We start from the raw sequence: 25,807 nt of genomic DNA on the forward strand, positions 1-25,807 counted from the left end.
CCATGGCCAAGGCCGAGGTACGTAAGCTGATCGAGCGCCTGGCGATGCCCGTCATCGCCGCGCCGATGTTCCTGGTGTCCAACCCGGCGCTGACGCTGGCCTGCTGCAGCGAAGGCATCATGGGCAGCTTCCCCGCCCACGGCACGCGCAGCCGCGAGGAGTTCCAGGCCTGGCTCGACGAGATGATCGCGGGCATCAAGCGGCTGGAGGATGCCGGCAAGCAGCCCGCGCCGTGGGCGGTCAACCTGGTCGTCCATCCGTCCAACCCGCGCTATCCCGGCGATCTCGAGCTGGTCGAGAAGTACAAGGTGCCGGTCGTGCTGACCTCGAAGGGCGCGCCGGGCGATGCGATCAAGCGCATCCATGGCTGGGGCGCGGTGGCGCTGCACGACATCGCCAACCGCCGCCACGCCGAGAAGGCGCTGGAAGCCGGCGTCGACGGCGTGATCGCGGTCGCGGGCGGCGCCGGCGGCCATACCGGCACGATCAACCCGTTCGCGCTGATGAACGAAGTGCGACAGCTCGGTGATCATTTCGCCATCGTGCTGGCCGGCGGCCTGACCACCGGCCGCGACGTGCTGGCCGCCGAGACCATGGGCGCCGACCTCGCCTATATCGGCACGCGCTTCATCGCCACCCGCGAGGCGATGGCGGCAGAAGCGCACAAGCGCATGATCCTCGACACCCGCGCCACCGACGTCTTCCTCACCGCCTCGATCGACGGCGCGCCGGCCAACTGGCTGACGCCGAGCCTGCTCGCGGCCGGTATCGACCTCGACGTGCTGCGCACGACCCTGCCCAGCAAGATCGTCGCGGCACAGGAGAACAAGAAGCGCTGGAAGGACATCTACACCGCGGGCCACGGCGTCGGGAACATCGACGACGTGCCGGACGCCGCCGAGCTCTGCCGGCGCCTGGTCGCGCAGTACCGCGAGGCCCGTTCGTTGTCGCCGCGCGGTGCGGAAGAGGTCAATTCGGCCGCGACTCGGGTCGCCCGCGTGCGCTAGGCTCCCTCCCATCAAGGGAGAGACAGCGTGAAGACCAAGGCTGCGGTCTGTTACGAGGCCGGGAAAGAACTCGTCATCGAAACCGTCGATCTCGAGGGCCCCAAGTTCGGCGAGGTGCTGGTCGAGATCAAGGCGTCGGGCGTCTGCCACACCGACGAGTTCACCCGCTCCGGCGGCGATCCCGAAGGCCTGTTCCCGGTGATCTTCGGCCACGAGGGTGCGGGCGTCGTGGTCGATGTCGGGCCGGGCGTGGTGTCGCTGAAGAAGGGCGACCACGTGATCCCGCTCTACACGCCGGAATGCCGCAACTGCAAATCCTGCCTCTCGGGCAAGACCAACCTCTGCACCGCGATCCGCTCGACGCAGGGCCAGGGCGTGATGCCCGACGGCACGTCGCGCTTCTCGATCGGCGGCAAGAAGGTCCATCACTACATGGGCTGCTCGACCTTCTCGAACTTCACCGTGCTGCCCGAGATCGCGCTCGCCAAGATCCGCAGCGACGCGCCGTTCGACAAGGTCTGCTACATCGGCTGCGGCGTGACGACCGGCATCGGCGCGGTGATCAACACCGCCAAGGTCGAGCCTGGCGCCAATGTCGTGGTGTTCGGCCTGGGCGGCATCGGCCTCAACGTCGTGCAGGGTGCGCGGCTCGCCGGCGCCAACATGATCGTCGGCGTCGACCTCAACCCGGCGCGCGAGGCGCTGGGCAAGAAATTCGGCATGACGCACTTCGTCAATCCCAACGAGATCGGCGGCAAGGATCTGGTCGCCCACATCGTCGAGCTGACCGACGGCGGCGCCGACTACTCCTTCGAATGCGTCGGCAACACCAAACTGATGCGCCAGGCGCTGGAATGCGCCCATCGCGGCTGGGGCAAGTCGGTGATCATCGGCGTCGCCGGCGCCGGCCAGGAGATCAGCACGCGGCCGTTCCAGCTCGTGACCGGCCGGCAGTGGATGGGCACGGCGTTCGGCGGCGCCAAGGGCCGGCGCGACGTGCCGAAGATCGTCGACTGGTACATGGACGGCAAGATCGACATCGATTCGCTGATCACCCACGTCATGCCGGTCGAGAAGATCAACGACGCGTTCCATCTGATGCATGAGGGCAAGTCGATCCGCAGCGTCGTCACGTTCTAACCGGGAGGGAGCACATGGCCGCGAGAGCCATCGGCAACGCCACCATCGAAAAGGTCGAGGAGATCTGCGGCGCCGGATTCAAGCCCGCGCGCATGTTCCCGAAATTCGACCAGGAAGCCTTCGACGCCCAGAAGAGCTGGATGGTGCCCGAGCATGTCGAGCCGGGCAGCGACCGGCTGGTCGGCTCGGTCCATACCTGGGTGGTCAAGACCGGCAAGCACACCATCCTGATCGACACCTGCCTCGGCAATCACAAGCAGCGGCACAATCCCGGCTGGAACAACCTCAACACGCCGTTTCTCGATCGGCTCAAGGCCTGCGGCTGCCATCCCGATTCGGTCGACTTCGTGATGTGCACCCACCTGCATGTCGATCATGTCGGCTGGAACACCCAGCTCGAGAACGGCCGCTGGGTGCCGACTTTCAAGAACGCCAAATACCTGTTCGCCAAGCGCGAATACGCGCACTGGGAGCAGGAGCACAAGACACAAGGCAACGAGACCAACGGCGGCTCGTTCGACGATTCGGTGCTGCCCGTGGTCGAGGCCGGCAAGGCCGTCATGATCGACAGCGACCACCAGCCCGACCCGATGCTCACCATTGCCGACTACCCCGGTCACACGCCGGGCTCGATCGCCATCAACCTCAAGGACGGCGGCCGGCAGGCCTGCTTCTCGGGCGACATCATGCATCACCCGATCCAGGTCTATCACCCCGACTGGTCGAGCCAGTTCTGCACCGACCAGGCGCTGTCGGCGAAATCCCGCCGCAAGCTGCTCGAGGATTGCGTCGCGAGCGGCGCCCTGCTCTGCCCCGCGCATTTCCCCGGCGCCAATGCCGGCTACATCAAGCCGCAAGGCAATACCTTCCGCATCGATTGGGACATCGTGAAATGACCGGACGTGAAGATGACGCCGGCCTCGCCGGCAAAGTCGCGATCGTCTCGGGCGGCGGCGCCGCCGGGGACGGCATCGGCAACGGCCGCGCCGCGGCGATCCTGCTGGCCCGCGCCGGCACCAAGGTCGTGGTCTCCGACCTCGACAAGAAGCTGGCGCAGCGCACCGTCGAGATGATCAAGGCCGAGGGCGGCACCGCCGTCGCCGAAGCCTGCGACGCCACCGAGGAGGCCGACTGCAAGCGCCTGGTCGATGCCGCGGTCGATCGCTGGGGCCGGCTCGACTTCCTCGACAACAATGTCGGCATCGGCAGCCGGGGCAGCGTGGTCGAGGAGAAGCCCGAGGAATACCGCCGCGTGATGCAGGTCAATGTCGAGACGATGTTCCTGCTCTCCAAGCACGCGATCCCGGCGATGATCAAGACCGCCAAAGGCGGCGCGATCGTCAACATCTCCTCGATCTCGGCGCTGCGGCCGCGCGGGCTCACGACCTATTCAGCCTCCAAGGCGGCGGTGATCGGGCTGACCCAGGCGATGGCGGTCGATCACGGCAAGGACCACATCCGGGTCAACTGCATCTGCCCCGGGCCGATGTACACGCCGATGGTCAATCGCGGCAATGGCATGAGCGAGGCCAACCGTGCCCAGCGCGCGTCAGCCTCGGTGCTGAAGATCGAGGGCACCGGCTGGGACATCGGCTACGCCGTGCGCTTCCTGATGAGCGCGCATGCCCGCTACATCACCGGCCAGGTGCTGGTGGTCGATGGCGGTGTGACCCTGCAGGGCCCGGCCCGCGAATCGCAGGATCATTAGGAGGAAGAATGGCCCGCCTGCCCTACATCGACGCCGACCAGCTACCGGCCGAGCAGCGCGACCTGCTCAAGCGGCCGATCAACCTGACGCGGCTGCTGGTCAATTCTCCGGGCATGGCGAAGGCCTTCCACGGGATCGGCGGCTTCATCCGCAACAAGAGCACGCTCGATCCGCGCCTGCGCGAGCTCGCCATCCTGCAGGTCGGCTGGATGGAGAAGTCGGAATACGAATTCACCCACCACGTGAAGATCGGCAAGGAGTTCGGCGTCACCGACGCGGACATCCAGGGCCTGTTCCTCGAGACCGAAGGCAAGCCCTCCAAGCTCGAGCCGCTCGCCAAGTCGGTCCTCAAGGGCGCGCGCGAGATGGTGCGGGACATCGGCATGTCCGACGCCACCTTCGCCGAGATCAAGCAGCATCTCAGCAACGAGCACATGACCGACCTGGTGCTGACCATCGCCTTCTACTGCGCGGTGGTGCGGGTGCTGGCGACCATGAAGATCGACAACGAGCCGCAGTACAAAGAGGTACTCAAGCAGTACCCGCTTACGTAACCATCGTCGCCCCGAGCGAAGCCGAGGGGCCTCTGCTTTTCGAACCTCAAGACAAGGTCCCTCCACTACGCGCTGCGCGCTACGGTCGGGACGACGGCATAGGGAGAAACGGAAATGCGCCTGCAGGACAAGGTTGCCATCGTCGTCGGCGCCGGCCAGAGCCCGGGCGAAGGCATCGGCAACGGCCGCGCCACCGCGTTAACCTTCGCGCGCGAGGGCGCCAAGGTCGTCTGCGTCGACCGCGACCTTGAGTCGGCGCAGGAGACCGTCGACATGATCGGCGCCAACCAGGGCACCGCGGTCGCCTTCAAGGCGGACGTGACCAAGAACGCCGACCTCAAGGCGATGGTCGCCGACACCCATGCCCGCTGGGGCCGCATCGACATCCTGCACAACAACGTCGGCGTGTCGCTGGCCGGCGGCGACGCCGAGCTCGACAAGATCACCGAGGAGGCGTTCGACCGCTGCGTCGCGATCAACCTCAAGAGTTGCATCCTCGCCGCCAAGCACGTCATCCCGATCATGCGCGAGCAGAAGAGCGGCGTGATCATCAACATCTCGTCGATGGCGGTGATCACCACCTACCCGTACGTCGCCTACAAGGCGACCAAGGCGGCGATGGTCGCCTTCACCGAGCAGCTCGCCTACCAGAACGCGCCGTACAACATCCGCGCCAACGTCATCCTGCCCGGCCTGATGAATACGCCGATGGCGGTCGACACCCGCGCCCGCGAGTTCGGCAAGACCCGGGCCGAGATCGAGGCGATGCGCGACGCCCAGGTGCCGCTGCGCAAGAAGATGGGCACCGGCTGGGACGTCGCCAATGCCGCGCTGTTCCTGGCGTCCGACGAGGCGAACTTCATCACCGGAGTGACACTCCCGGTCGATGGCGGAGCCAGCGTCAGAAGAGGATAGTGCGCGGGACCGGCACAGCCTTTGCGTGCCGCGGACCGAACGACTGGGGAGCAAGATGTTTGCACGCACACTGATTGCAGCGGCGGCCGCTATGGCACTGTCGGGCGCCGCCTGGGCGCAGGACGCCGACCATCCGAAGGACAAGACGCTGGTCGTGGGTTCGGACTTCGGCGTCGCACCGTGGATGGTGCGCGGCGCCTCGGGGCCCGAAGGCTTCGGCGTCGACATGATCAAGGAGGTCGGCAAGCGGATCGGCCGGCCGGGCGTCGAGATCGTCGACATCAACTTCTCCGGCCTGTTTGCGGCGCTGTTCTCCAAGCGCATCGAGTTCACCGTCAATCCGCTCAACATCACCGCCGAGCGCGCCGAGCGCATGCTCTATACCGAGCCGTTCTTCGCCACCGGCAACGGCTTCATCATTCGAGCCGCAGACAGCATGAACGGCTTCGAGGACCTCAAGGGCAAGCAGCTCGCGGTCAATCGCGGCACCATCTCCGACACCTGGGCGACCCAGAACGCCGAGAAGTACGGCTTCGAGGTGCAACGCTACGACACCTTCCCCGATTCGGTGCAGGCGGTGATCACCCGCCGCGCCTTCACCGCGCTGAACGAGATCCCGACCGCGGTCTATGCCGCGAGCCAGAACAAGGCGATCAAGGTCGGCTTCAAGGACTTCAACGGCCGCAACTTCGGCTACGCGTTCCGCCTCGAGAGCACGCAGTATCGCAACACCGTCGAGGCGGCGATCGAGTGCATGAAGAAGGACGGCACGCTCACCAAGATGTACGAGAAGTGGTACGGCTCGAAGGTCGATCCCGGCTCGTCGATCAGCACGGTCTTCCCGGGCTGGGGCCCGCCGGGCTTCAAGGGCTACGATGCCACACCGCACGAGATGAGCTGCAAGTGACAAAAGCTCACCTCCCCTTGGCGGGATCCGCCAAGGGGAGGTGCCCGCGTCATCGCGGGCGGAGGGGTCATGAGCAACAGGACTGTGGCCTATGACCCCTCCGTCGCCGTAAGACGACGACACCTCCCCTTCGCGGAACCCGCGAAGAGGAGGAAGGGACTTCGATGACTCCCCTGCTCGACAACTTCTTCAATCCGCAGATCCTCGCCCAGTATTGGCCCTCGATCCTGGGCGGGTTCTGGCTGACCGTCGAAGTCGCGCTGGCGACGATCGCGATCGGCGTGGTGACAGGGCTCGTCCTCGCCGTCGTGCGGGCGATGCAGTGGAAGCCGGCCGACATCGCGATCGTCGTCTTCGTCGATGTCTTCCGCACACTGCCGCAGCTCGTGGTCATCGTGTTCCTGTATTTCGGCCTGCCCTATGCCGACATCCAGCTCTCGCCGTTCGGCGCCACGGTGCTGGCGCTGGGCGCGGTGCTGGCGGCCTTCGCCACCGAGATCTTCTGGGCCTCCATCCAGGCGGTGCCGCAGGGCCAGTGGGACGCCGCGCGCTCGCTGGGGCTCGGCTTCCTGAAGATCCTGTTCCTGGTGATCCTGCCGCAGGCAATTCGTATCGCCGTGCCGCTGCTGACCAACCGCGCCATCGCCATCACCAAGGGCACCGCGCTCGGCACCGCCGTCGCCCTGCCCGAGCTGCTGGGCCGCGCCCAGAGCGCCATGGCGATCGCCGCCAATCCCTCGCCGCTCACCCTGGCGGCAGCGTTCTATCTGCTGTTCTTCGTGCCGCTGGTGGTCGCCAGCCGCTGGCTCGAAGGCCTCGGGCCGAAGAGGCACTGAGATGGACGCCCTGCAGCTCTTCCTCGACAACTTCGCCGACTGGGACAGCTTCGTCCGCATTTGGCCCTTGTTGTGGCAGGGCCTTCGGCTCACGATCCTGCTGTCCGTCGTCACCCTGCCGGTGGCGGTCGCGGTCGGCCTGCTGATCGCCATCCTCTACAGCTTCCACCACAAGGCGCTGAACGTGGCGCTGCTGATCTGGATCGACCTGTTCCGCTCCTTCCCCGTCCTGGTGCTGCTGATCCTGATCTTCTACGGCCTGCCCTTCCTCGGCCTGACCCTGCCGTCCTTCGCCGCCTGCGTGCTGGCGCTGACCCTCAACAACTCCGGCTACTACGGCGAGATCTTCCGCGCCGGCATCGAATCCATCCCGCCCGGCCAACGCGAGGCCGCCCGCGCCCTCGGCCTGCACCCGCTGCAGATCATCTTCCTGGTGATCCTGCCGCAGGCGATCGCCCGGGTGCTGGCGCCACTGGCCTCCAATTCGCTCGAGCTGGTGAAGACCACCTCGATCGCCGCCCTGGTCGCCCTGCCCGAGCTGCTGCGCTCGGCGCGCGTGGCGCAGGAACAGACCTACAATCCGACGCCGCTGACTGCGGCCGCGATCATCTTCTTCGTCCTGCTCTTCCCGTTCGCGCGCTGGGTCGCGAAACTCGAGCGCGACATGATCATGAGGCAGAAATGAAGCGTCTCGCCGGCAAAACAGCCCTCATCACCGGGGCCTCCTCGGGGATCGGCCGCGCCATCGCGAAGAAGTTCCACGAGGAAGGCGCCACGCTGCTGCTGATGGACATCACCGAGCAGGTGGTCGAGGGCGGCGAGCCGACCCACAGGATCCTCGACGTCCCGTTCTTCCGGGGCGACGTCTCCAAGGAAGCCGACGCCGAGGAGGCCGTGCGCCGTGCCGCCGGGCCGACCGGCCGGCTCGACATCGTGGTCAACGACGCCGTCGTGCGCGCCGGCAAGCCGCTCACCGAGACCAGCCTCGAGGAGTGGAACCACGTCATGGCGGTCAACGTGACCGGCGTGTTCCTGACGTGCCGTGCCGCGGTGCGCCGCATGCTGACCCAGGAAATCCGCAACGAAGCGCGCGGCCGCATCGTCAACATCTCCTCGCAGCACGGCATGATCTCGTCGCCCGAGGACTGCTCGTACGGCGTCTCCAAGTCGGCGGTGGTCTACATGACGCGCCAGATCGCGTCGGACTACGGCCAGCACTCGATCATCTGCAACGCCGTGGCGCCGGGCAAAATCCTCACCGGCAAGGGCGGCCGCGCGGTCGAGCCGCGCTGGATCGACTACGGCCACCGGCGCACGCCGCTGCCGCGGCTCGGCCGCTCGGAGGATGTCGCCAATGCAGCACTGTTCCTCGCCTCCGACGAGGCGACCTTCATCACCGGCGAGAATTTGATGGTCGACGGCGGCTGGATGGCGAACTGACGCCGTTGACGGGCGCGTCCGGCAGCAGCCCGCTCAGCACCTCGAGGAAGGCGCGCACCAGGCGCGCGTTCTGCCGCTCCTTCAGATAGACGACGTGGGCGTAGGTGTAGATCTCGGCATCCCCCACCGGCACCGGTCGGATGCGCGGGTCGGGAATGAACTCGGCCTCCGAGACGACGCCCAGCCCGATGCCCTTGGCCACCGCCTCGCGGATCGATTCGCGGCTGCCGATCTCCATCACCACCCGTGGCCGCACGTCGGCGTCGCGCATCGCCTGGTCGAAGGCGCGGCGCGTGGTCGAGCCGGCCTCGCGCACGATCAGCCGCTGGCCCTCCATCTCGTGCGCCCGGATGAAACGGCGCTTGCCGAACGGGTGATCGGCGGGACAGAACACGATGACGCGGTGCCGCCGGTACGGGATCGCAACCAGCCGCGGATCGGGATCGACATGGGCGAGCACCGCCACGTCGGTGCGGTAATCCAGCAGGTCGCGCACCGTGTCGCGCGAGTTGCCGACGGCGACCGAGACATAGAGGCCGGGATGGCGCGCGTTGAACGCCGCCAGCATGTCGGTGACATGGTATGGCCCCACCGCGCCGACCCGCAGATGCCCGGTGCGCAAGCCGCGCGTCTCGTTGAGATAGTCGGCCGCCTCCTTCTCGTCGGCGAACAGGCGGCGGGTGATGTCGAGCAGCCCGCTGCCGGCCTCGGTCAGCTCGATGCGGCGGCCGCGGCGCACGAACAGCTCGACGCCGAACTCCTGCTCCAATGAGCGCACCTGGGTGGTGATCGTGGGTTGTCCGACGCCGAGGGCGCGGGCGGCCTGGGTGAAGCTCGCGCGCTGGGCGACGGCGTGGAACGAGCGGAGCTGGGTGTGGCGCATTATTGCTTTTATCGATGGTAAAACCGAAAACTTTGAATTGGATAAATGTGAGGTCGACGCCGAGCATTGTCAAAAGACAACGCGCGCAGGGAGTCGGCGCTGATGTGGCGCTATCGCAATCCAGTCGAGGTGCAATTCGGGGCCGGGGCGTTCGACCGGCTGAGCGATGCGCTGAACGGCCGCGCCTATTGCCTGGTGACCTACGACGACGCCAACGGCGGCGGCATCTTCGCCGAGCTGACGCGCCGCGTCGCGGCCCTCGCCGGCGATCCGGCCGCAATGGTCCGCAACATCGGCCCCAATCCCGACTACATCGGCCTCACCGAGTCCTGCCGGCTCTACGCGCAGGCGACGCGGCCGGTCGAGGCGATCGTCGCGCTGGGCGGCGGCTCGGTGATCGACGCCGCGAAGGTGCTGGCCGCGGCGAGCGACGGCAACGGCTCCGACTTCGGCAAGGTGCGGACGTATCTCGAGACCGGCACGGGCGCCGACACGCTCGGCGCCACGCCGATCGTCGCCATTCCGACGACTGCCGGCACCGGCAGCGAGGTCACGAGCTGGGCCACCGTCTGGGACACCACGGCCAAGAAGAAATACTCGCTGTCGCGGCCCAGCCTCTATCCCGAGGCGGCGTTGGTCGATCCGCTGCTGACGCTCGGTCTGCCGCGCGGCATCACCGTCAGCACCGGCCTCGACGCGCTCAGCCACGCGCTGGAGAGCATCTGGAACGTCAACGCCAATCCGGTGTCCAACGCGCTCGCCGAGGTGGCGGCGCGCGAAGTGCTGGACGCCCTGCCGGCGCTGGCCGCCGACCTCGGCAATGCCGGGCTGCGCACGCGCCTGTCACGCGCCAGCCTGTTCGCCGGCCTCGCCTTTTCCAACACCAAGACGGCTCTGGCGCATGCGCTGTCGTATCACCTGACGCTGCATCACGGCGTGCCGCACGGCATCGCCTGCTCGTTCAGCCTGTCGCTGGTGATGCGCTCGGTCATCGGCTGCAACGCCGACTGCGACGCGGCGCTGAGGCGCATCTTCGGCCCTGACCTCGCGGCGGGCGCCGCCCGGCTCGAAGCGACGCTGCAACAGCTCGGCGTGTCGCCGCGCGCCACCGATCACGGCATCGCCGCGCGCGACTGGTCGGCGCTGGTCGACGGCGCCCTGGCCGGCGAGCGCGGCCGCAACTTCATCGGCAGGCGGGAGGTCTTGATCGGGCAACTGGCTGCCTGAAAAAGCAAAAGGAAAGGGAAGGAAACCATGAGCAAGATGACACGTCGCAAGCTGGGGCTTCTGTCCGCCGGCGTCCTGCTGGCTGCGCCCGCGGTCCGCGCCCAGACGGTGCTGAAGGTCGGGCTTATCCCGTCCGAGGACTCACGCGCCATGCTGGCGCAGAGCAAGGACATCCTCGACGCCGTCGAGAAGAACCTCGGCATGAAGGTCCAGGGCTTCGTCGCCACCGACTACAACGGCGTCATCGAGGCGCTGCGGGCCAAGCACCTCGACATCGCCTATCTCGGCCCGTTCTCCTACGTGCTGGCGACCACGGTGACGCCGGTCGAGGCCTTCGTCATCGCCGAGACGGCGAAGTCCGGCCGCACCTACTATCACAGCCAGATCATCGCCCTGAAATCGAGCGGCATCAAAGACCTCAACGATCTCAAGGGCCGCAACTTCGCCTTCGTCGACCCGGCCTCGACCTCGGGCTACGCCTTCCCGCTGGCCGGCCTGCTCAAGGCCGGCATCGAGCCCAAGCGCGACTTCAAGACGGTGATCTTCACCGGCGCGCACGACGCCAACGCCGTCGCCGTGGCCAACGGCAAGGTCGACGCCGCCACCATCGCCGACCGCATCCTCGATGCGGCGGTCGCCAAGGGCCACATCAAGGCCGAGGCGATCCAGATCGTGTGGCGGTCGGCGCCGATTCCCGAATCGCCGATGGTCTGGCGCAAGGACCTGCCGGACGACCTCAAGAAGCGGGTCAAGGACGCCTTCCTCGCCATCAAGGACCTCAACTGGTCCGACCAGGGCAAGCTGAACGGCTTCAAGCCGACCAGCGACGCCGACTACGACGTCGTGCGCGAGACCGCCAAGCTCGCCAACATCGACCTCAAGAAGCACAAGTAGCCGGCCATGATCGAGATCCGCCGGCTGGCGAAGTCCTATGGCAGCCATCAGGCTCTGAAGGACGTCAGCCTGACCATCCGGCCCGGCGAGTTCGTCGTCGTGCTGGGACCGAGCGGCGCCGGCAAGTCGACGCTGCTGCGCTGCATCAACCGGCTCACCCCGCCGACCGGCGGCGAGATCGTGGTCGACGGCGCGCCATTCTCCTCGAGCGGCCGCGACCTGCGGCTGCTGCGGCGCAACGTCGCCATGATCTTCCAGCAGCACAACCTGGTGAAGCGGCTGAGCGTGCTGAAGAACGTGCTGGTCGGCCGCATGGCCGACCTCTCGCCGGTGCTGAGCAGCCTGCAGCTCTTCCCTGAGGCCGACGTGAAGATCGCGATGCACTGCCTCGAACAGGTAGCGATGGTCCACAAGGCGCGCAGCCGCGCCGATGCGTTGTCAGGCGGCGAGCAGCAGCGCGTGGGCATCGCGCGGGCGCTGGCGCAGCAGCCGCGCTTCATGCTGGCCGACGAGCCGGTGGCCAGCCTCGATCCCAAGACCTCGCGGGTGGTGCTGACCTACCTCAAGAAGAGCTGCAAGGACTCCAACATCGCCGTGCTCTGCAACCTGCACCAGATCGACTACGCACTGGAGTTCGGCGAGCGCATCGTCGGCCTGTCGGGCGGCGAGGTGGTCTATGACGGCGCGCCGGGCGGCGTGAGCGGCGACGTCATCCGCCGTATCTATCCCGGCCTCGACGATCCCAATGTCCTCGATGCCGCCCAGCGGCTGACCGAGCGGCGGCGCGCCGCCGCCGAGGCCGAGACCGCCGCCACCGTTCGCGAAGAGAGGGTCTGACCATGTCGCTCGGCACCCTGCAATTCGTCGTCAACAAGCCGCGCGGGCCGCTCGGCTGGTGGATCCTGGCGCCGATCGTCGGCATCGCCGGCGCAGTCCTGTGGTGGTCCGCGGTCGGCACGCAGCTCAGCCTGTCCGGGCTGGTCGCCGGCCTGCCGTGGATCGCCGACTTCCTCGACCGCATGCTGCCGCCCAACTTCGCCTTCATGCAGAAGCTGGTGAAGCCCGCGATCGAGACCGTGCAGATCGCCCTGTGGGGCACCCTGCTCGGCATCCTGCTGGCGCTGCCGGTCTGCTTCTTCGCCGCGCGCAACCTGTCGCCCTATGCCTGGGTGTTCCACGGCCTGCGCCAGGTGCTCAACGTGATGCGCGGCATCAACGAGATCATCCTGGCGCTGATCTTCGTCGCCGCGGTCGGGCTCGGGCCGTTCGCCGGCGTGCTGGCGATCGCCATCCACGGCGCCGGCATGCTGGGCAAGTTCTTCGCCGAGGCGATCGAGGAGATCGACGAAGGCCCGCTCGACGCCCTGCGCGCCGCCGGCGCAGGCACTCTGCAGCGCATCGTGTTCGGCGTGCTGCCGCAGGTGCTGCCGGCCTGGATCGGCGTCGTGCTCTACCGGTTCGAGACCAATATCCGCGTCTCCACGGTGCTCGGCATGGTGGGGGCGGGCGGCATCGGCTTCGAGCTGATCAGCTCGATGAAGCTGTTCGCCTACGAGGACACCGCCGCCTGCGTGCTGGTGATCCTGATCCTGGTGCTGGCCGCCGACCTGATCTCCTCCAAGCTCCGGGCGATGATCCGCTAGGACGGTGGCGCGGTGATCCCCGAGAGGCGATAGTCCGTAGACAGGCCATCGGGGGAGAGCCGCATGAACGCCTTCGTCACCGTCTTCTACGACTGGTCGCTCGCCGTCGCGCGCCCGTTCTTCTGGGCGGCACCGCTCGCCGTGCGCATCGTCGTCGGCCTGGTGTTCGCCGACACCGGCTGGGGCAAGCTGCACGCGCTGCCGCGCATGATCGAGAACTTCCGCGGCTGGGGCATCCCGGCGCCCGAGATCCTGACCCCGCTCGCTTCGGGCATCGAGTTCGTCGGCGGCCTGATGCTGCTGGTCGGCCTGCTGACCCGCTTCGCCGCGGTGCCGCTGATGATCGTGATGGTGGTCGCGATCCTTTCGGCCAAGCTGGGCGAGATCGATTCCCTCGTCACCCTGCTGGGCTTCGAGGAGGTCTCCTACCTCGTGATGTTCGCCTGGCTGGCGATCGTCGGGCCGGGCCCGGTGTCGCTCGACCACTTTATCTTGAAGGCTTCAGGCCGCGATCCCAGGGCTCACGGCGCCTGAGAGCCCGGCTTGCGATCCAGCAGGATATCGAGCATGCGTTCGGTGTCGTTGAGGCAGGTGCGGGTCACGCCGTAGTGCTCGGTGTCGCGATACTCGATGCGGCGCGGCGGCCCGTCGTCGAGCCCATGGATCGCCGCGTCCGGATAGGCCAGCAGGATCGGCGAATGGGTGGCGATCAGGAACTGCGAGCCGTCCTTCACCAGATCGTGCAGGCGGGACAGGAAGGCGAGCTGCCGTTTCGGCGACAGGGCCGCCTCGGGAGCCGTTCTCCCCCACGAAGAACGTCACCGGACGGTCGAACTCGATCGTGTCGAGGCCGCCGATCGCCGGAATGCTGAACGGGAACTCGGTGAACGACGTCACGATCTCGCGCCGGAGGGTGGCGCGGACCAGGAAGTTGCGGGCGTCCCATGTCGCCATGGAGACGCGATACTACAGCTGCGCCCGCTTCACCACGTTCTACCGGTTGCGTTCGCGCGAATCGGCGGGAGCCTCGGCGCGTTCCGTCATGCCGTAGTCGCGCAGCACCGAGGCGACGCGCAGGCGGTAGTCGCGGAACACGCCCTCGCGGCCGGCCTTCTGGGCCTGCCGGTGATGCTCGACGTTGCGCCACGCCTTGACCGCCGCCTCGTCGCGCCAGAAGGACAGCGACAGGATCTTGGTGTCGTCGACCAGGCTCTGGAACCGCTCGATGCCGATGAAGCCGTCGATCCGCTCGAGCTCGGGCCTGAGGCTGGCGGCAATGTCGAGATAGGTCTGCTTGCGGCCGTCGGCCGGCCAGACTTCGAAGATCACGGCGATCATGGCTGCTCTCCTTTCAGGGCTCGGCCGACGGCTTCGTAGAGACTGCGCCGTCCGGTCTCGAGATGCATCAGGTGCGTGCCCGCCTCGAGCCGGCGGTCGTGCCGCGACGGCGCTGCGGTCGCGGCGTCGAGGATCATCGCGGCGTCGCCGTCGCGACACAGCGAATCCCAGGCGCCGCGCACGATCGCGACGGGCCGCGTGAGCCGTGCCGGATCCCACGGCAAGCGGCCGGCCCACGCCTCCATGTTGTCGGCGCGCGGGCCGTTGGGGATGCGCACGGCGGGCGGCGCGCGATCCGCGGCCACGGGATCGCTGGCGAGATAGGCCGGCGCCCAGCGGTCGAAGCCGATCAAGACCGGCGGATGGCCCGCGGGCACGTCCTCGACGAAGCGGGCGTGCTGCGCCGCGTCGGTGACGTCGACCCAGGCCGGCAGCGACGCCGGCCTGCCGCCGGCGCGCCGCGCGATCGGCGCGAACAGGACGAGGCGGTCGATCGTCTCGGGCGCGGCGATCGTCGCCAGCGCCGCCGGTGCGCTGCCCCAGGAATGCGCGACCAGCGACACCGGCCGCCCGGTCTCGCGGCGGATCGAGGCCACGACATCGGTAACCTGCTGGACGGCTTCGGACGCCCGGCCGAGCGGCGGATGGCGGTCGGCGGGCTCGCTCATCTCGGCGTAGCGGCCGCTCTCGCCGAAGCCTGCGAAGTCGAACGCCCAGGCGTCGAAGCCGCGGGTATTCCAGTCGTCGAGCCAGGAGCCATCGCCGAAGTCGAAACCGACCGACAGCGCCGACGGGAAGGTGGCGCCATGGACATAGAGCACTGCCGGCGCACCGGGGCGCGGCTGGCGGCGGACGAGCAGCGACGGCCGACGGTCGGTCGCGGGAAGCCGGAAGGTCTGCTGGGTCATGCGGCGGAGATAGGCACTCGCCGCGCGCCGTCCCTTCGGCGGCCGCCGAAGGGAACTTATCCACAGAAGGGGACAAGGAGGTGCTGGGAAAGCGGGAAGAATCGCAGAAAGGCCAAGCGGGCCGGCGTCTTACGCTTCCCACGGCGGTGGGAAATCGGTGGGAAACCCTTCCAGCCCGCTGCCGCCATAGAGCCAGTCGAGGGCGGCGTACCAGTCCTCCTGGCTCTTGGCGCCCATGATGGCGTTGCGCAGCGCCGCGTGCGGTCCGGCCGGGTGATAGACGTGATCGCCCATCGCCCGCGAGGTGAGCTGCACCCGCGTGGTGCGCAGCACGCGGCGACCGCGGTAGGTCTCGAGACCCGAATCCAGCGTGTCGGTCTTCGCCAGCGAATCGGCGAGGCAGACCGCGTCCTCCATCGCCATGCAGGCGCCTTGCGCCATGTATTGCAGCATCGGGTGCGCGGCGTCGCCGAGCAGCGCCACCCGGCCATCGCGCCAGCGCTCGACCGGGTCACGGTCGCACAGCACCCATAGGCGCCAGTCGCGGCCGTGGCTGATGATGCTCTGGGCGCGGGCGCAGATATGGGTGAAGCCCTGCCGCACCTCCTCCATCGACACCGGCTTGCCGGCGACCGGCTCGGGCGCATCGTTGTGATAGGTGACGACCAGGTTGAACACCTTCCAGCCCGATAATGGGTAATGGACGATGTGGCACTTCGGTCCCGCCCACAGCGTGGCTGCGTTCCAGCGCAGATCCTCCGGCATCTGCTCGGTCGGGATCACCGAGCGATAGGTGGTGTGGCCGGAGACGCGCGGTGCGCCGTCGCCCACCACCTGGCGCCGCACGTTGGACCACAGCCCGTCGGCACCGATCAGCGCGGCGCCGGTGACGGCCCTGCCGTCGGCGAGCCGCGCGGTCACGGTCGTGCCGTCCTGGTCGTAGCCGGTGACCTCGCTCGATACCTGCAGCTCGATCAGCGGATGGTCGCGGCAGCCCTTGAGCAGCACGCCATGCAGGTCGCCGCGATGCACGACCGCATAGGGATTGCCGTAGCGCTTGCGGAAGGCCTCGCCGAGATCGATGTGGCAGATCTCACCGTCGGTCATCGAATCCATCAATCGTAGTTGGTCGATATAGACGGCCATCTGCCGCGCGGTGTCGCCGACGCCGAGGCGATCGAAGCAATGGAAGGCGTTGGGGCCGAGCTGGATGCCGGCGCCGATCTCGCCCAGTTGCGCGGCCTTCTCCAGCACCAGCGACGGGATGTTCTTCCGGGCGAGCGCCAGCGCCGCGGCCAATCCGCCGATGCCGCCGCCGGCGATCAGGATTCTATCGCCAAATTTACTTGTTGGGGCCACCCACGACCTTCTCGTCATGCAGCCGGGCGATCTCGTGCCCCGGCAGGCCGAGGATACCCGACAGGATCTCGTCCGTATGCTGCCCCAGCACCGGCGCCGGCTTCGGCGCCTCGCGTGGGGCGGCGCCGAACTGCAGCGGCGAGGCGGCCACCGGATAGGCGCCGATGCCCGGCTGGTCGATGAAAGTGAACATCGGGTTGTCGATCACGGCATCCTTGTCCGTGCTGAGCTCGCGGAAGGTCTTGTAGGGCGCCCACAACGCGCCGGCCGTCTTCAGCGCCGCGCTCACCTCGTCCGTGGTGTGCGCGGCGACCCACGGCTCGATCACGGCGATCAGCTCGGCGCGGGCGTTCCAGCGGCCGGCGTCGGTCTTGAGGTCCTGGCCGGTCTTCTGCTCGATGGAGGCGAAGGCCTCCTTGAAACCGCCGGCGGCCGCCAGCGCATCGACATGGCGGTCGGAGAAGATGCAGATCATCACGTGCCGGCCGTCCTTGGTGCGGAAGTCGCGGCCGAAGGTGCCGAAGATCTCGTTGCCGAAACGCGGTCGGTCGACCTGGTTGACGACAGCTTCGCCGAGGTAGCCCAGCGCCGAAGTCGCCGCCAACGCCATGTCCTGCAGGGGCAGCACGATGCGCTGGCCCTGCCCGGTCAGCCGCCGGTGCCGCTCGGCCGCCAGCAGCGCCATCGCACCGGCGTAAGCCGTGGCGAGATCCCACGGCGGCGCCACGGCATTGACCGGACCGCTATGGCCGACCGCGCCGGTCACCATCGGGAAGCCGGTGATGGCGTTCACCGTGTAGTCGACATTCGCCGTACCGTGGCGGTCGCCCAGGATATTGAGGGCGATCAGGTCGGCGCGCTTCTTCGACAGCGCCTCGTAGGAGAGCCAGCCGCGCGCCGGCATGTTGGTGGTGAAGATGCCGGCGCCCTCGCCCGGCGCGGTGATCAGCGCCGTCAGCAGCTCGCGGCCCTTCGGCGAGCGCAGGTCGACGGCGATCGAGCGCTTGCCCTTGTTGAGGCCCGCCCAATAGATCGACTTGCCGTCCTTGGTGACCGGCCAGCGATCCGAATCGAGACCGCCCTTGATGTCGTCGAAGCGGATCACGTCGGCGCCCATCTGCGCGAGCGTCATGCCGCCCAGCGGCGCGGCAATGAAGGCCGAGCCTTCGACGATGCGAAGGCCTGCGAGAATGCCGGTCATTTCGGCTGCCCTGTTGCGGCTCTGTCGGCAGGGAGGTTGTTCTTGCGCTTGTCGAGCCACCAGCCGTACTCGGGGTTCCACATCCCGAAGTCGATGTCGCAGCCCAGCTCCTGCGCGGCATGGACCGGCCAGAACGGGTTGTAGAGCGCCTGGCGGCCGATCGCGATCAGGTCGGCGTCGCCGTCCTGCAGGACCTTCTCGGCCTGCGGCCCGTCGAGGATCAGGCCGACCGCCATGGTCGGGATGTCGGCGCCGCGCTTCACCGCGGCGGCGAACGGCACCTGGAAGCCGAGCGAGCGCTTCACCGGCAGCGCCGTCGAGACGCCGGTGAGGCCGCCCGAAGAGGTGTCGATCACGTCGATGCCCAGCGCCTTCAGCTCCTGGGCATAGGCTACCGTGTCGTCGACGTCCCAACCGCCGCCGCCATCGACCGCCGAGACGCGGATGAACATCGGCTTGCTCTCCGGCCACGCCTCGCGCACCGCGCGAGCAGCAGCCAGAGGAAAGCGCATGCGGCCGGCGCGGTCGCCGCCAAACTTGTCGTTGCGCTTGTTGCTGAGCGGCGAGAGGAACTGCGCCAGCAGGTAACCATGCGCGCCATGGATCTCGATCACGTCGTAGCCCGCGGCGTCGGCGCGGCGCGCGGCCTCGCCGAACTTCCGGACGATGTCGTCCATCTCCGAGGCTTCGAGCGCAACCGGCAACTCGGAGTAACGGTCTCCAGCGGACAGCGCCGAGGGGCCAACGACTTGCCAGCGCTGCCAACCTGCCCCCTTCGGCCCGAACTCGTCCGGCTTGTCGAACTGGCGCGGCGACGACGCTTTGCGGCCGGCGTGGGTGATCTGGGTGGCGGCGAGCGCGCCCTCCTGCTGCAGGAAGCGCGTCAGGCGCCTGTGGCCCTCGATCTGGCTGTCGTCCCACAGGCCGAGATCGCCCTGGGTCACCCGGCCGCGCGGCTCGACCGCGCAGTTCTCGGTGAAGACGATGCCGAACTTGCCCAGCGCGAACTTGCCGAGATGCACCAGGTGATAGTCGTTCACCTGCCCGTCCCTGGCGCGGTACTGCACCATCGGCGAGACCACGCAGCGGTTGGGCGCGACCACGCCGCGCATCTTGAAGGGCGTGAAGAGCTTCGGCTTTTGCAAGGGCGGGATCCCCGAAACGAATGGATTGGTTGGGGCGGGAACATAGACCGCCGGGCCATCCCAAGCCTATCCTCGGACCATGTTTGACCTCGTCATCCGAAACGGCACCGTGATCGATGGCTCCGGTGCCCCGCGTCGCATCGCCGATGTTGCGGTGCAAGACGGCAAGATCGCCGCCGTCGGCGCCAAGCTTGGTGCGGGCAGGCGCGAGATCGATGCAGGCGGCCTGCTGGTGACGCCGGGCTTCGTCGACATCCATACCCATTACGACGGCCAGGCGACCTGGGATCCGTTCATCACGCCCTCGTCGTGGCACGGCGTGACCACGACGGTGTTCGGCAATTGCGGCGTCGGCTTCGCGCCGGTACGGCCCGGCCATTCGGCCTACCTGATCAACCTGATGGAAGGTGTCGAGGACATCCCCGGTTCGGTCCTCAGCGAAGGCGTGAAGTTCACCTGGGAGAGCTTCCCGCAGTTCCTCGACGCGCTGGCCGCGATGCCGCGCACGGTCGACGTGGCGGCGCAGTTGCCGCACGGCGCGCTGCGCTTCTACGTCATGGGCGACCGCGGCGCCGACCATGCCGAGATGCCCAACCAAGGCGAGCGCGAGGAGATGACGCGGCTGGTCGAGGAAGCGCTGCGCGCCGGTGCGCTCGGCGTCACGACCTCGCGCACCACCAAGCACAAGGCCAAGGACGGCCGCTTCACGCCCTCGCTCAGCGCCCGCGAGTCCGAGCTGTTCGCGCTGGCCGAGGGCATGCGCCGCGCCGGCTCGGGCGTGCTGCAGGTCAACTCCGACTTCGGCCCGGGCGAGTTCGAAGCGCTCGATGCCGCGGCCGAGCTCGCGGGCCGGCCGCTGTCGGTGCTGCTGGTCCAGGTCGACGCGCAGCCCAAGCTGTGGCGCGAGACCCTCGACCAGGTGCACGGCGTCCGGGCGCGCGGCCGCGCCGCCAACGCGCAGGTCGGCTCTCGGCCGATCGGCGTGATCATGGGCTTCGAGACCACGGTGCATCCCTTCGCGGCCCACGCGGTGTGGCGCGAGCTGCGCAAGCTCTCGCCCGCCGAGCTGCAGGTGCGGCTCACTGCCGACGCCGACCTGCGCCGCCGCCTGGTGGCGCCGCGTGCCGATGGCGGCGCGCCGGCCTTCATGGGCGAGTCGTTCCACAAGATGTTCCCGCTCGGCGCCAAGCCGGACTACGAGCCCGATGCTGCGAACTCCGTCGCGGCGATCGCCCAGCGCACGGGCCGCACGCCACAGGAAGTCGCGCTCGAGACGATGATGGCGCAGAACGGCAAGGGCCTGCTGATGCTGCCGTTCGAGAACTACGCCTATGGCAGCCTCGACGTGGTGCACGAGATGATCACCGATCCCGCGACCGTGCTCGGCGTCGCCGACGGCGGCGCGCATGTCGGCGTGATCTGCGACGCCTCCTCGCCGACCTCGCTGCTCACTTTGTGGGGCCGCGACCGCCAGCGCGGGCCGAAGCTTGGCCTCGAGTTCCTGGTCGCCAAGCAGACGCGCGGTACGGCCGGGGCCTACGGCCTCGCCGACCGCGGCCTGCTGGCGCCGGGCTACAAGGCCGACATCAACGTCATCGACTTCGACGCGTTGTCGGTAAAGGCGCCGGAGGTGGTTTACGACCTGCCGGCCGGCGGCCGCCGCCTGATCCAGCGCGCGAGCGGCTATCGCCACACCTTCAAGAACGGCACCGAGACCCTGCAGAACGACGAGCTGACCGGCGCGCGGCCGGGCGGCGTGGTGAGGGGCGGCGTACACGGCGGTCAATAATCGCCAGGCCCCGAGCGGGACGCCGGGAGTCCACGGAGTCCGCACGAGTCCACACCGGTGTGGACCGGTTCGATGCCGATGGCATCGGCGTTTTCGGCCCGGAGTCCACGAATCCACCGACTCTGGCGGGGCCCCGAAAAAACACTCCATCCAGAGTCCCGGCACGACCGCGCGCAGGCAGCGGGCGGCCCCTCCGAGAAGGATCGTAACGTGGCGCATCATCATGCGCGCCACACTGCCTCAGGGCACACCGAATACCTATTATGGGCAATGGAAGCTATTTCTCGCCAAGAAAATCAGGGGGCGACTCGCGTTCCATTGCCCATAAAGAGATTCGTCCGCGAGGGCTTATCCACAGGCTAGAGTCTAATTGCTTCGGCTCGAACCCCAGTGTCATCCCGAGCGGAGCGAGGGATCTATGGGGATCAGTATGGATCCCTCGCTACGCTCGGGATGACACCGTTACCTTCGCGAGAACATCCCGTTCACGCAATTCAGCCTCAGCCGATCCCGAGCTAGACGGTCATGTGCCGGCGCACCGCCTCGGCATCGAAGGTCTCGCGGGTGCCCGACATCACGACCTCGCCGCGGTCCATCACCGCGAAGTCGTCGGCCAGCTCGTGGGCGAAGTCGAGATACTGCTCGACCAGCAGGATCGCCATGTCGCCGCGCTGGCGCAGGAAGGTGATGGCACGGCCGATGTCCTTGATCACCGACGGCTGGATGCCCTCGGTCGGCTCGTCGAGCACCAGCAGCTTGGGCCGCATGGTGAGGGCGCGGCCGATCGCGAGCTGCTGCTGCTGGCCGCCCGACAGGTCGCCGCCGCGCCGGCGCAGCATCGACTGCAGCACCGGGAACAGCTCGAACACCTCGTCCGGCACCTTCTTCTGGTCGCGCTCGAGCGGCGCGAAGCCGGTCTCGAGGTTCTCGCGCACCGTCAGCAGCGGGAAGATCTCGCGGCCCTGCGGCACCAGCGCCACGCCGCGCCGCGCGCGCTCGTAGGCCGGCAGCTTCGAGACGTCCTGGCCGTCGAGCTGGACCGACCCCGATGCGATCGGCTGCAGGCCGCAGATCGCGCGCAGCAGGCTGGTCTTGCCGACGCCGTTGCGGCCGAGCAGGCAGAACACCCGGCCGATCTCGGCCGACAGCGACACGCCGCGCAGCGCCTGCGCAGCGCCGTAGTACAGATTGACGTTCTGGACCGAAAGCATTGCCCGATGCCCCTCACTCATGGCCTTCCTCCCCATTCATATGGGGAGGTGGCGCCGTCATACGGCGACGGAGGGGTCATCAGCCCCAGTCATGCTGTTGCTCATGACCCCTCCGTCGCGGATTACCGCGCCACCTCCCCATATGAATGGGGAGGAAAGCCTGGCAGCGCGAGTGTCGACGCCGTCGTCATTCATCGGCCGAGATAGACTTCGACGACGCGCGGATCGGCGCTGACCTGGTCGAGCGAGCCCTCGGCCAGCATCGCGCCTTCGTGCAGCACCGTGACCTTGACGCCGAGCGCGCGCACGAAGCTCATGTCGTGCTCGACCACGACGACGGAGTGGTTCTTGTTGACCTCGCGCAGCACCTGTGCAGTGGTCTCGGTCTCGACGTCGGTCATGCCGGCGACCGGCTCGTCGACCAGCAGCAGCTTGGGGTTCTGCGCCAGCAGCATGCCGATCTCGAGCCACTGCTTCTGGCCGTGGCTGAGGCGCGCGCCCAGCATGTGCTGCTGCTCCTCCATGCGGATGATCGACAGGATCCCGGCCAGGCGATCGTTCTCGGCCCTGGTCGGCGCGGCGCCGAGCAGCTTGTACCAGCTCCGGATGCCGGCCAGCGCCAGCAGCAGGTTGTCGCGCACCGTGTGGTTCTCGAACACGGTGGGCTTCTGGAACTTCCGCCCGATGCCGAGCGTGGCGATGTCGGCCTCGTCGAGCTTGGTCAGGTCGGCGCTGCCGTCGAACACCACCTCGCCCTCGTCCGGCCGGGTCTTGCCGGTGATGACGTCCATCATGGTGGTCTTGCCGGCGCCGTTGGGGCCGATGATTGCGCGCATCTCGCCCGGCTCGACCAGCAGCGAGAGGTTGTTCAGCGCCTTGAAGCCGTCGAACGAGACGGTGACGCCGCTGAGATACAGGAGCGCGGAAGTGCTGCGGGGTGCGTTCATGCCGGTTGCGCCCTCCGCGCCTTGATCTGGCCCCACAGCCCGACCACACCCTTCGGCAGGAACAGCGTGACCAGGATGAACAGCGCGCCCAGGGCGAACAGCCAGACCTCGGGCAGCGCGCCGGTCAGGTAGGTCTTGGCCCAGTTGACGATGAACGCGCCGACCACCGGCCCGATCAGGGTGCCGCGGCCGCCGACGGCGACCCACAGCACCGCCTCGATCGAGTTGCCGGGCGCGAACTCGCTGGGATTGATGATGCCGACCTGCGGCACGTAGAGGGCGCCGGCGATGCCCGCCATAGCCGCCGACAGCACGAAGACGAAGAGCTTGTAGCCCTCGACCCGGTAGCCGAGGAAGCGCATGCGGGATTCGGCATCGCGCACCGCGGTCAGCGCCTTGCCGAAGCGCGAGCCCACCACCGCGGCCGAGATCACCAGGAAAATCGCCAGCGCCAGCGCCGAGGCGAAGCACAGCACGCCGCGGGTGGCGTCGGACTGGACCGAAAAGCCCAGGATGTCCTTGAAGTCGGTCATGCCGTTGTTGCCGCCGAAGCCCATGTCGTTGCGGAAGAAAGCGAGCAGCAGCGCGTAGGTCATCGCCTGGGTGATGATCGACAGGTACACGCCGGTGACGCGGCTGCGGAACGCGAACCAGCCGAGCGCCAGCGCCAGCGCGCTGGGCACGATCACGATCATGGGGGCGGCAAACCAGAAGCTGTCGAAGCCGTGCCAGAACCACGGCAGCTCCTTGTAGTTCAGGAACACCATGAAGTCGGGCAGGACCGGGTTGCCGTAGACGCCGCGCGTGCCGATCTGGCGCATCAGGTACATGCCCATGCAGTAGCCGCCGAGCGCGAAGAAGGCAGCGTGGCCGAGCGAGAGGATGCCGCAGAAGCCCCAGACCAGATCGACTGCAAGCGCCAGCGCGGCATAACAGAGATACTTGCCGACCAGTTGCAGCACATAGGCCGGCACGTAGAACGGGCTGGTCCTGGGCATCAGCTGGTTGAGCAATGGCAGGGCGATGCCGATCGCCAGCACCAGCAGCACGAACAGGCGCAGGTTGCGGCTCATGCCGTTCCAGAGGAAGCGCGTGATCATTCCACTGACCGTCCCTTGAGCGCAAAGAGTCCGCGCGGGCGGCGCTGGATGAACAGGATGATGAACACCAGCACCAGGATCTTGCCCAGCACGGCGCCGGCATAGGGTTCGAGGAACTTGTTGACGACGCCGAGCGCCGTCGCGCCGACCAGCGTGCCGAACAGATTGCCGACGCCGCCGAACACCACGACCATGAAGGAGTCGATGATGTAGCCCTGCCCGAGGTTCGGGCTGACATTGTCGATCTGGCTCAGCGCCACGCCGGCGAGGCCGGCGATGCCCGAGCCCAGGCCGAAGGTCAGGGCATCGACCCGCGGCGTGCGGATGCCCATGGCCGAGGCCATCGGCCGGTTCTGGGTCACCGCCCGCATGTAGAGGCCGAGCGGCGTCTTGCGCAGCAGCAGGAGCAGAGCCGCGAACACGGCGAGCGCGAAGATCACGATCCAGAGGCGGCCGTAGGTGACGTCGATCTGGCCGACCTTGAAGGCGCCCGACATCCACGACGGCGACGCGACCTCGCGATTGGTCGGGCCGAAAGCCGAGCGCACCGCCTGCTGCAGCACCAGCGACAGGCCCCAGGTGGCGAGCAGCGTGTCGAGCGTGCGGCCGTAGAGGAAGCGGATGATGCTGCGCTCGATCAGGATGCCGACGAGGCCCGACACCAGAAAAGCGAGCGGCAGGGCGATGACGATGGAGAAATCGTTGAGCTGAGGTGCTGCGCTGCGGATCGCCTGCTGCACGACGAAGGTCGTGTAGGCGCCCAGCATCACCATCTCGCCATGCGCCATGTTGATGACGCCCATGGTGCCGAAGGTGATGGCGAGGCCGATCGCGGCGAGCAGCAGCACCGAGCCCAGCGAGATGCCGTACCAGACGTTCTGCGCGCCCGCCCAGGCAGCGAGCGACTGGCGCACCGCATCGGCGGCCGCGGTCGCGGCAGCCTTCACGGTTTCGTCGGGCGACGCGGCTGCCGCCTGCAGCACCCCCATCGCGTCGCGGTCGCCGCGGTCGCGCACGATCGCGATGGCCTCCACCTTCTTGTCGGCCGGCGCGTCCGAGGCGAGCACCACCGAGGCACGCGCCTCGACCATCGCGCGCTTGATGCCGTTGTCCTTCTCGGCAGCGATCGCCTTGTCGAGTCCCTCGAGCGCCGACGGATCGCGCCGGCTGAACAGCGCCTGGGCGGCCGCACGACGCACCCTGGGATCGGGATTCATCAGGGTGAGCGAGCCCATGACGGACTCGATCGTGCCGCGCAGGCGGTTGTTGATCTTGACCCGCTCGAGATCGTCCTCGGTGGCGGTGCCGGCTTCCTTGCCGGTGACGGCGTCGGTCAGCGCGAGCTGCTTGCCGCTGCCCTTGGCGATGACCACCACCTTGTCGGCGTTGCGGACGTAGAGCTCACCCGCGCCCAGGGCCTGCAGGATCGGCGCCGCCCGCTCCTCGCCCGACGCGGCCAACGCGGTGATCGCCGCGTCGCGCTCGCTGTAGCCGCCGGTCACCAGGTTCGCCACCAGGGTCGTGAGGTCGGCCGCAAAAGCCGAACCGGCCACGAGCAGGATGGCGAGGGCTCCCACAACCCTGCCAAGAAGACGCTTCAGCGACATTTTCCAGAATTAACTCGTAGATGGGAACGGGGCGACTCGAAAGTCGCC

Annotated in this window: 27 protein-coding genes; 16 read left to right on the forward strand and 11 right to left on the reverse strand. The window is 67.9% G+C overall.

The window, feature by feature from the left end; all coding sequences use genetic code 11:
* The first annotated feature begins 2 nt into the window (after window positions 1-2).
* The 10 genes from J0J01_RS02810 to J0J01_RS02855 all read left to right on the forward strand — a co-directional run bounded on the left by J0J01_RS02810 (window position 3) and on the right by J0J01_RS02855 (window position 8,507).
* Window positions 3-1,007 carry a nitronate monooxygenase family protein gene (locus tag J0J01_RS02810; protein WP_296378654.1) on the forward strand — a complete coding sequence of 335 codons (1,005 nt, stop codon included), beginning with the start codon at window positions 3-5 and terminating at the stop codon, window positions 1,005-1,007.
* Window positions 1,008-1,034: 27 nt separating this feature from the next.
* On the forward strand, window positions 1,035-2,147 hold the full coding sequence (locus tag J0J01_RS02815; protein ID WP_296378655.1) for an S-(hydroxymethyl)glutathione dehydrogenase/class III alcohol dehydrogenase: 1,113 nt from the start codon (window positions 1,035-1,037) through the stop codon (window positions 2,145-2,147).
* Window positions 2,148-2,161: 14 nt separating this feature from the next.
* The gene (locus J0J01_RS02820) at window positions 2,162-3,043 is read left to right on the forward strand and encodes an MBL fold metallo-hydrolase (RefSeq protein ID WP_296378656.1); all 882 of its coding nucleotides are present in this window, start codon (window positions 2,162-2,164) and stop codon (window positions 3,041-3,043) included.
* On the forward strand, window positions 3,040-3,855 hold the full coding sequence (locus J0J01_RS02825; protein ID WP_296378657.1) for an SDR family NAD(P)-dependent oxidoreductase: 816 nt from the start codon (window positions 3,040-3,042) through the stop codon (window positions 3,853-3,855). The genes J0J01_RS02820 and J0J01_RS02825 overlap by 4 nt, the downstream gene beginning before the upstream one ends.
* A gap of 8 nt (window positions 3,856-3,863) precedes the next feature.
* Complete coding sequence (locus J0J01_RS02830; protein WP_296378658.1) at window positions 3,864-4,409, forward strand: carboxymuconolactone decarboxylase family protein; 546 nt, start codon at window positions 3,864-3,866, stop codon at window positions 4,407-4,409.
* A gap of 114 nt (window positions 4,410-4,523) precedes the next feature.
* The gene (locus tag J0J01_RS02835) at window positions 4,524-5,324 is read left to right on the forward strand and encodes an SDR family oxidoreductase (protein ID WP_296378659.1); all 801 of its coding nucleotides are present in this window, start codon (window positions 4,524-4,526) and stop codon (window positions 5,322-5,324) included.
* Between the two features lie 55 nt (window positions 5,325-5,379).
* Window positions 5,380-6,231 carry a transporter substrate-binding domain-containing protein gene (locus J0J01_RS02840; RefSeq protein ID WP_296378660.1) on the forward strand — a complete coding sequence of 284 codons (852 nt, stop codon included), beginning with the start codon at window positions 5,380-5,382 and terminating at the stop codon, window positions 6,229-6,231.
* A gap of 164 nt (window positions 6,232-6,395) precedes the next feature.
* Window positions 6,396-7,067, forward strand: a complete 672-nt coding sequence (locus tag J0J01_RS02845; protein ID WP_296378661.1) for an amino acid ABC transporter permease — start codon at window positions 6,396-6,398, stop codon at window positions 7,065-7,067.
* A 1-nt stretch (window position 7,068) separates the two neighbouring features.
* On the forward strand, window positions 7,069-7,752 hold the full coding sequence (locus J0J01_RS02850) for an amino acid ABC transporter permease (protein WP_296378662.1): 684 nt from the start codon (window positions 7,069-7,071) through the stop codon (window positions 7,750-7,752).
* A complete protein-coding gene (locus tag J0J01_RS02855) occupies window positions 7,749-8,507 on the forward strand; it encodes an SDR family oxidoreductase (RefSeq protein ID WP_296378663.1) in 759 nt (252 codons plus the stop codon). Before J0J01_RS02850 ends, J0J01_RS02855 begins: the two co-directional genes overlap by 4 nt.
* Here J0J01_RS02855 and J0J01_RS02860 read toward each other — a convergent pair.
* Window positions 8,461-9,390, reverse strand: a complete 930-nt coding sequence (locus J0J01_RS02860) for a LysR substrate-binding domain-containing protein (RefSeq protein ID WP_296378664.1) — start codon at window positions 9,388-9,390, stop codon at window positions 8,461-8,463. The genes J0J01_RS02855 and J0J01_RS02860 overlap by 47 nt on opposite strands.
* 102 nt (window positions 9,391-9,492) lie before the next feature.
* Here J0J01_RS02860 and psrA point away from each other — a divergent pair, with 102 nt between their 5' ends.
* The 5 genes from psrA to J0J01_RS02885 all read left to right on the forward strand — a co-directional run bounded on the left by psrA (window position 9,493) and on the right by J0J01_RS02885 (window position 13,688).
* Entirely contained in the window at window positions 9,493-10,617 is a 1,125-nt protein-coding gene (psrA, locus tag J0J01_RS02865) for an iron-containing alcohol dehydrogenase PsrA (protein WP_296378665.1), read from the forward strand.
* Between the two features lie 27 nt (window positions 10,618-10,644).
* A complete protein-coding gene (phnD, locus tag J0J01_RS02870; RefSeq protein WP_296378666.1) occupies window positions 10,645-11,511 on the forward strand; it encodes a phosphonate ABC transporter substrate-binding protein in 867 nt (288 codons plus the stop codon).
* Between the two features lie 6 nt (window positions 11,512-11,517).
* On the forward strand, window positions 11,518-12,348 hold the full coding sequence (phnC, locus tag J0J01_RS02875) for a phosphonate ABC transporter ATP-binding protein (RefSeq protein ID WP_296378667.1): 831 nt from the start codon (window positions 11,518-11,520) through the stop codon (window positions 12,346-12,348).
* Window positions 12,349-12,350: 2 nt separating this feature from the next.
* The gene (gene phnE / locus J0J01_RS02880; protein ID WP_296378668.1) at window positions 12,351-13,154 is read left to right on the forward strand and encodes a phosphonate ABC transporter, permease protein PhnE; all 804 of its coding nucleotides are present in this window, start codon (window positions 12,351-12,353) and stop codon (window positions 13,152-13,154) included.
* A 63-nt stretch (window positions 13,155-13,217) separates the two neighbouring features.
* Window positions 13,218-13,688 carry a DoxX family protein gene (locus J0J01_RS02885; protein WP_296378669.1) on the forward strand — a complete coding sequence of 157 codons (471 nt, stop codon included), beginning with the start codon at window positions 13,218-13,220 and terminating at the stop codon, window positions 13,686-13,688.
* Here the strand turns inward: J0J01_RS02885 and J0J01_RS02890 are convergent.
* The 6 genes from J0J01_RS02890 to J0J01_RS02915 form a co-directional block, all read right to left on the reverse strand.
* The gene (locus J0J01_RS02890; RefSeq protein WP_296378670.1) at window positions 13,676-13,888 is read right to left on the reverse strand and encodes a hypothetical protein; all 213 of its coding nucleotides are present in this window, start codon (window positions 13,886-13,888) and stop codon (window positions 13,676-13,678) included. The genes J0J01_RS02885 and J0J01_RS02890 overlap by 13 nt on opposite strands.
* 259 nt (window positions 13,889-14,147) lie before the next feature.
* Entirely contained in the window at window positions 14,148-14,492 is a 345-nt protein-coding gene (locus J0J01_RS02895) for an antibiotic biosynthesis monooxygenase (RefSeq protein ID WP_296378671.1), read from the reverse strand.
* Entirely contained in the window at window positions 14,489-15,400 is a 912-nt protein-coding gene (locus tag J0J01_RS02900) for an alpha/beta hydrolase (protein WP_296378673.1), read from the reverse strand. The genes J0J01_RS02895 and J0J01_RS02900 overlap by 4 nt, the downstream gene beginning before the upstream one ends.
* 129 nt (window positions 15,401-15,529) lie before the next feature.
* Window positions 15,530-16,759: a 3-hydroxybenzoate 6-monooxygenase gene (locus J0J01_RS02905; protein ID WP_296378674.1), complete on the reverse strand. Its 1,230-nt coding sequence runs from the start codon at window positions 16,757-16,759 to the stop codon at window positions 15,530-15,532.
* On the reverse strand, window positions 16,743-17,960 hold the full coding sequence (locus J0J01_RS02910) for a CoA transferase (protein ID WP_296378675.1): 1,218 nt from the start codon (window positions 17,958-17,960) through the stop codon (window positions 16,743-16,745). The genes J0J01_RS02905 and J0J01_RS02910 overlap by 17 nt, the downstream gene beginning before the upstream one ends.
* Entirely contained in the window at window positions 17,957-19,105 is a 1,149-nt protein-coding gene (locus J0J01_RS02915) for an NADH:flavin oxidoreductase/NADH oxidase (protein WP_296378676.1), read from the reverse strand. Before J0J01_RS02915 ends, J0J01_RS02910 begins: the two co-directional genes overlap by 4 nt.
* A 79-nt stretch (window positions 19,106-19,184) precedes the next feature.
* Between J0J01_RS02915 and J0J01_RS02920 the strand changes: the two genes are divergently transcribed.
* Window positions 19,185-20,894, forward strand: a complete 1,710-nt coding sequence (locus J0J01_RS02920; protein WP_296378677.1) for an amidohydrolase family protein — start codon at window positions 19,185-19,187, stop codon at window positions 20,892-20,894.
* 515 nt (window positions 20,895-21,409) lie between these two features.
* Here J0J01_RS02920 and urtE read toward each other — a convergent pair.
* The 4 genes from urtE to urtB form a co-directional block, all read right to left on the reverse strand.
* A complete protein-coding gene (urtE, locus tag J0J01_RS02925) occupies window positions 21,410-22,105 on the reverse strand; it encodes an urea ABC transporter ATP-binding subunit UrtE (protein ID WP_296378794.1) in 696 nt (231 codons plus the stop codon).
* 191 nt (window positions 22,106-22,296) lie between these two features.
* Window positions 22,297-23,052: an urea ABC transporter ATP-binding protein UrtD gene (gene urtD, locus J0J01_RS02930; protein WP_296378678.1), complete on the reverse strand. Its 756-nt coding sequence runs from the start codon at window positions 23,050-23,052 to the stop codon at window positions 22,297-22,299.
* A complete protein-coding gene (urtC, locus tag J0J01_RS02935) occupies window positions 23,049-24,152 on the reverse strand; it encodes an urea ABC transporter permease subunit UrtC (protein ID WP_296378679.1) in 1,104 nt (367 codons plus the stop codon). The genes urtD and urtC overlap by 4 nt, the downstream gene beginning before the upstream one ends.
* Complete coding sequence (gene urtB / locus J0J01_RS02940) at window positions 24,149-25,759, reverse strand: urea ABC transporter permease subunit UrtB (protein WP_296378680.1); 1,611 nt, start codon at window positions 25,757-25,759, stop codon at window positions 24,149-24,151. The genes urtC and urtB overlap by 4 nt, the downstream gene beginning before the upstream one ends.
* Window positions 25,760-25,807: the final 48 nt, after the last annotated feature.

This window comes from Reyranella sp. (genome assembly GCF_017305915.1).
Classification (GTDB): domain Bacteria; phylum Pseudomonadota; class Alphaproteobacteria; order Reyranellales; family Reyranellaceae; genus Reyranella.

Bases quoted from the DNA above. Each gene is read 5' to 3' on its own strand.
- J0J01_RS02885 (WP_296378669.1), top strand. From the start codon at position 13,218: ATGAACGCCTTCGTCACCGTCTTCTACGACTGGTCGCTCGCCGTCGCG.
- urtD (WP_296378678.1), bottom strand. From the start codon at position 23,052: ATGAACGCACCCCGCAGCACTTCCGCGCTCCTGTATCTCAGCGGCGTC.
- phnD (WP_296378666.1), top strand. From the start codon at position 10,645: ATGAGCAAGATGACACGTCGCAAGCTGGGGCTTCTGTCCGCCGGCGTC.
- urtB (WP_296378680.1), bottom strand. From the start codon at position 25,759: ATGTCGCTGAAGCGTCTTCTTGGCAGGGTTGTGGGAGCCCTCGCCATC.
- phnE (WP_296378668.1), top strand. From the start codon at position 12,351: ATGTCGCTCGGCACCCTGCAATTCGTCGTCAACAAGCCGCGCGGGCCG.
- J0J01_RS02900 (WP_296378673.1), bottom strand. From the start codon at position 15,400: ATGACCCAGCAGACCTTCCGGCTTCCCGCGACCGACCGTCGGCCGTCG.
- J0J01_RS02920 (WP_296378677.1), top strand. From the start codon at position 19,185: ATGTTTGACCTCGTCATCCGAAACGGCACCGTGATCGATGGCTCCGGT.
- J0J01_RS02860 (WP_296378664.1), bottom strand. From the start codon at position 9,390: ATGCGCCACACCCAGCTCCGCTCGTTCCACGCCGTCGCCCAGCGCGCG.
- J0J01_RS02845 (WP_296378661.1), top strand. From the start codon at position 6,396: ATGACTCCCCTGCTCGACAACTTCTTCAATCCGCAGATCCTCGCCCAG.
- urtE (WP_296378794.1), bottom strand. From the start codon at position 22,105: ATGCTTTCGGTCCAGAACGTCAATCTGTACTACGGCGCTGCGCAGGCG.
- phnC (WP_296378667.1), top strand. From the start codon at position 11,518: ATGATCGAGATCCGCCGGCTGGCGAAGTCCTATGGCAGCCATCAGGCT.
- J0J01_RS02840 (WP_296378660.1), top strand. From the start codon at position 5,380: ATGTTTGCACGCACACTGATTGCAGCGGCGGCCGCTATGGCACTGTCG.
- psrA (WP_296378665.1), top strand. From the start codon at position 9,493: ATGTGGCGCTATCGCAATCCAGTCGAGGTGCAATTCGGGGCCGGGGCG.
- J0J01_RS02850 (WP_296378662.1), top strand. From the start codon at position 7,069: ATGGACGCCCTGCAGCTCTTCCTCGACAACTTCGCCGACTGGGACAGC.
- J0J01_RS02820 (WP_296378656.1), top strand. From the start codon at position 2,162: ATGGCCGCGAGAGCCATCGGCAACGCCACCATCGAAAAGGTCGAGGAG.
- J0J01_RS02895 (WP_296378671.1), bottom strand. From the start codon at position 14,492: ATGATCGCCGTGATCTTCGAAGTCTGGCCGGCCGACGGCCGCAAGCAG.
- J0J01_RS02825 (WP_296378657.1), top strand. From the start codon at position 3,040: ATGACCGGACGTGAAGATGACGCCGGCCTCGCCGGCAAAGTCGCGATC.
- J0J01_RS02810 (WP_296378654.1), top strand. From the start codon at position 3: ATGGCCAAGGCCGAGGTACGTAAGCTGATCGAGCGCCTGGCGATGCCC.
- J0J01_RS02855 (WP_296378663.1), top strand. From the start codon at position 7,749: ATGAAGCGTCTCGCCGGCAAAACAGCCCTCATCACCGGGGCCTCCTCG.
- J0J01_RS02835 (WP_296378659.1), top strand. From the start codon at position 4,524: ATGCGCCTGCAGGACAAGGTTGCCATCGTCGTCGGCGCCGGCCAGAGC.
- J0J01_RS02910 (WP_296378675.1), bottom strand. From the start codon at position 17,960: ATGACCGGCATTCTCGCAGGCCTTCGCATCGTCGAAGGCTCGGCCTTC.
- urtC (WP_296378679.1), bottom strand. From the start codon at position 24,152: ATGATCACGCGCTTCCTCTGGAACGGCATGAGCCGCAACCTGCGCCTG.
- J0J01_RS02830 (WP_296378658.1), top strand. From the start codon at position 3,864: ATGGCCCGCCTGCCCTACATCGACGCCGACCAGCTACCGGCCGAGCAG.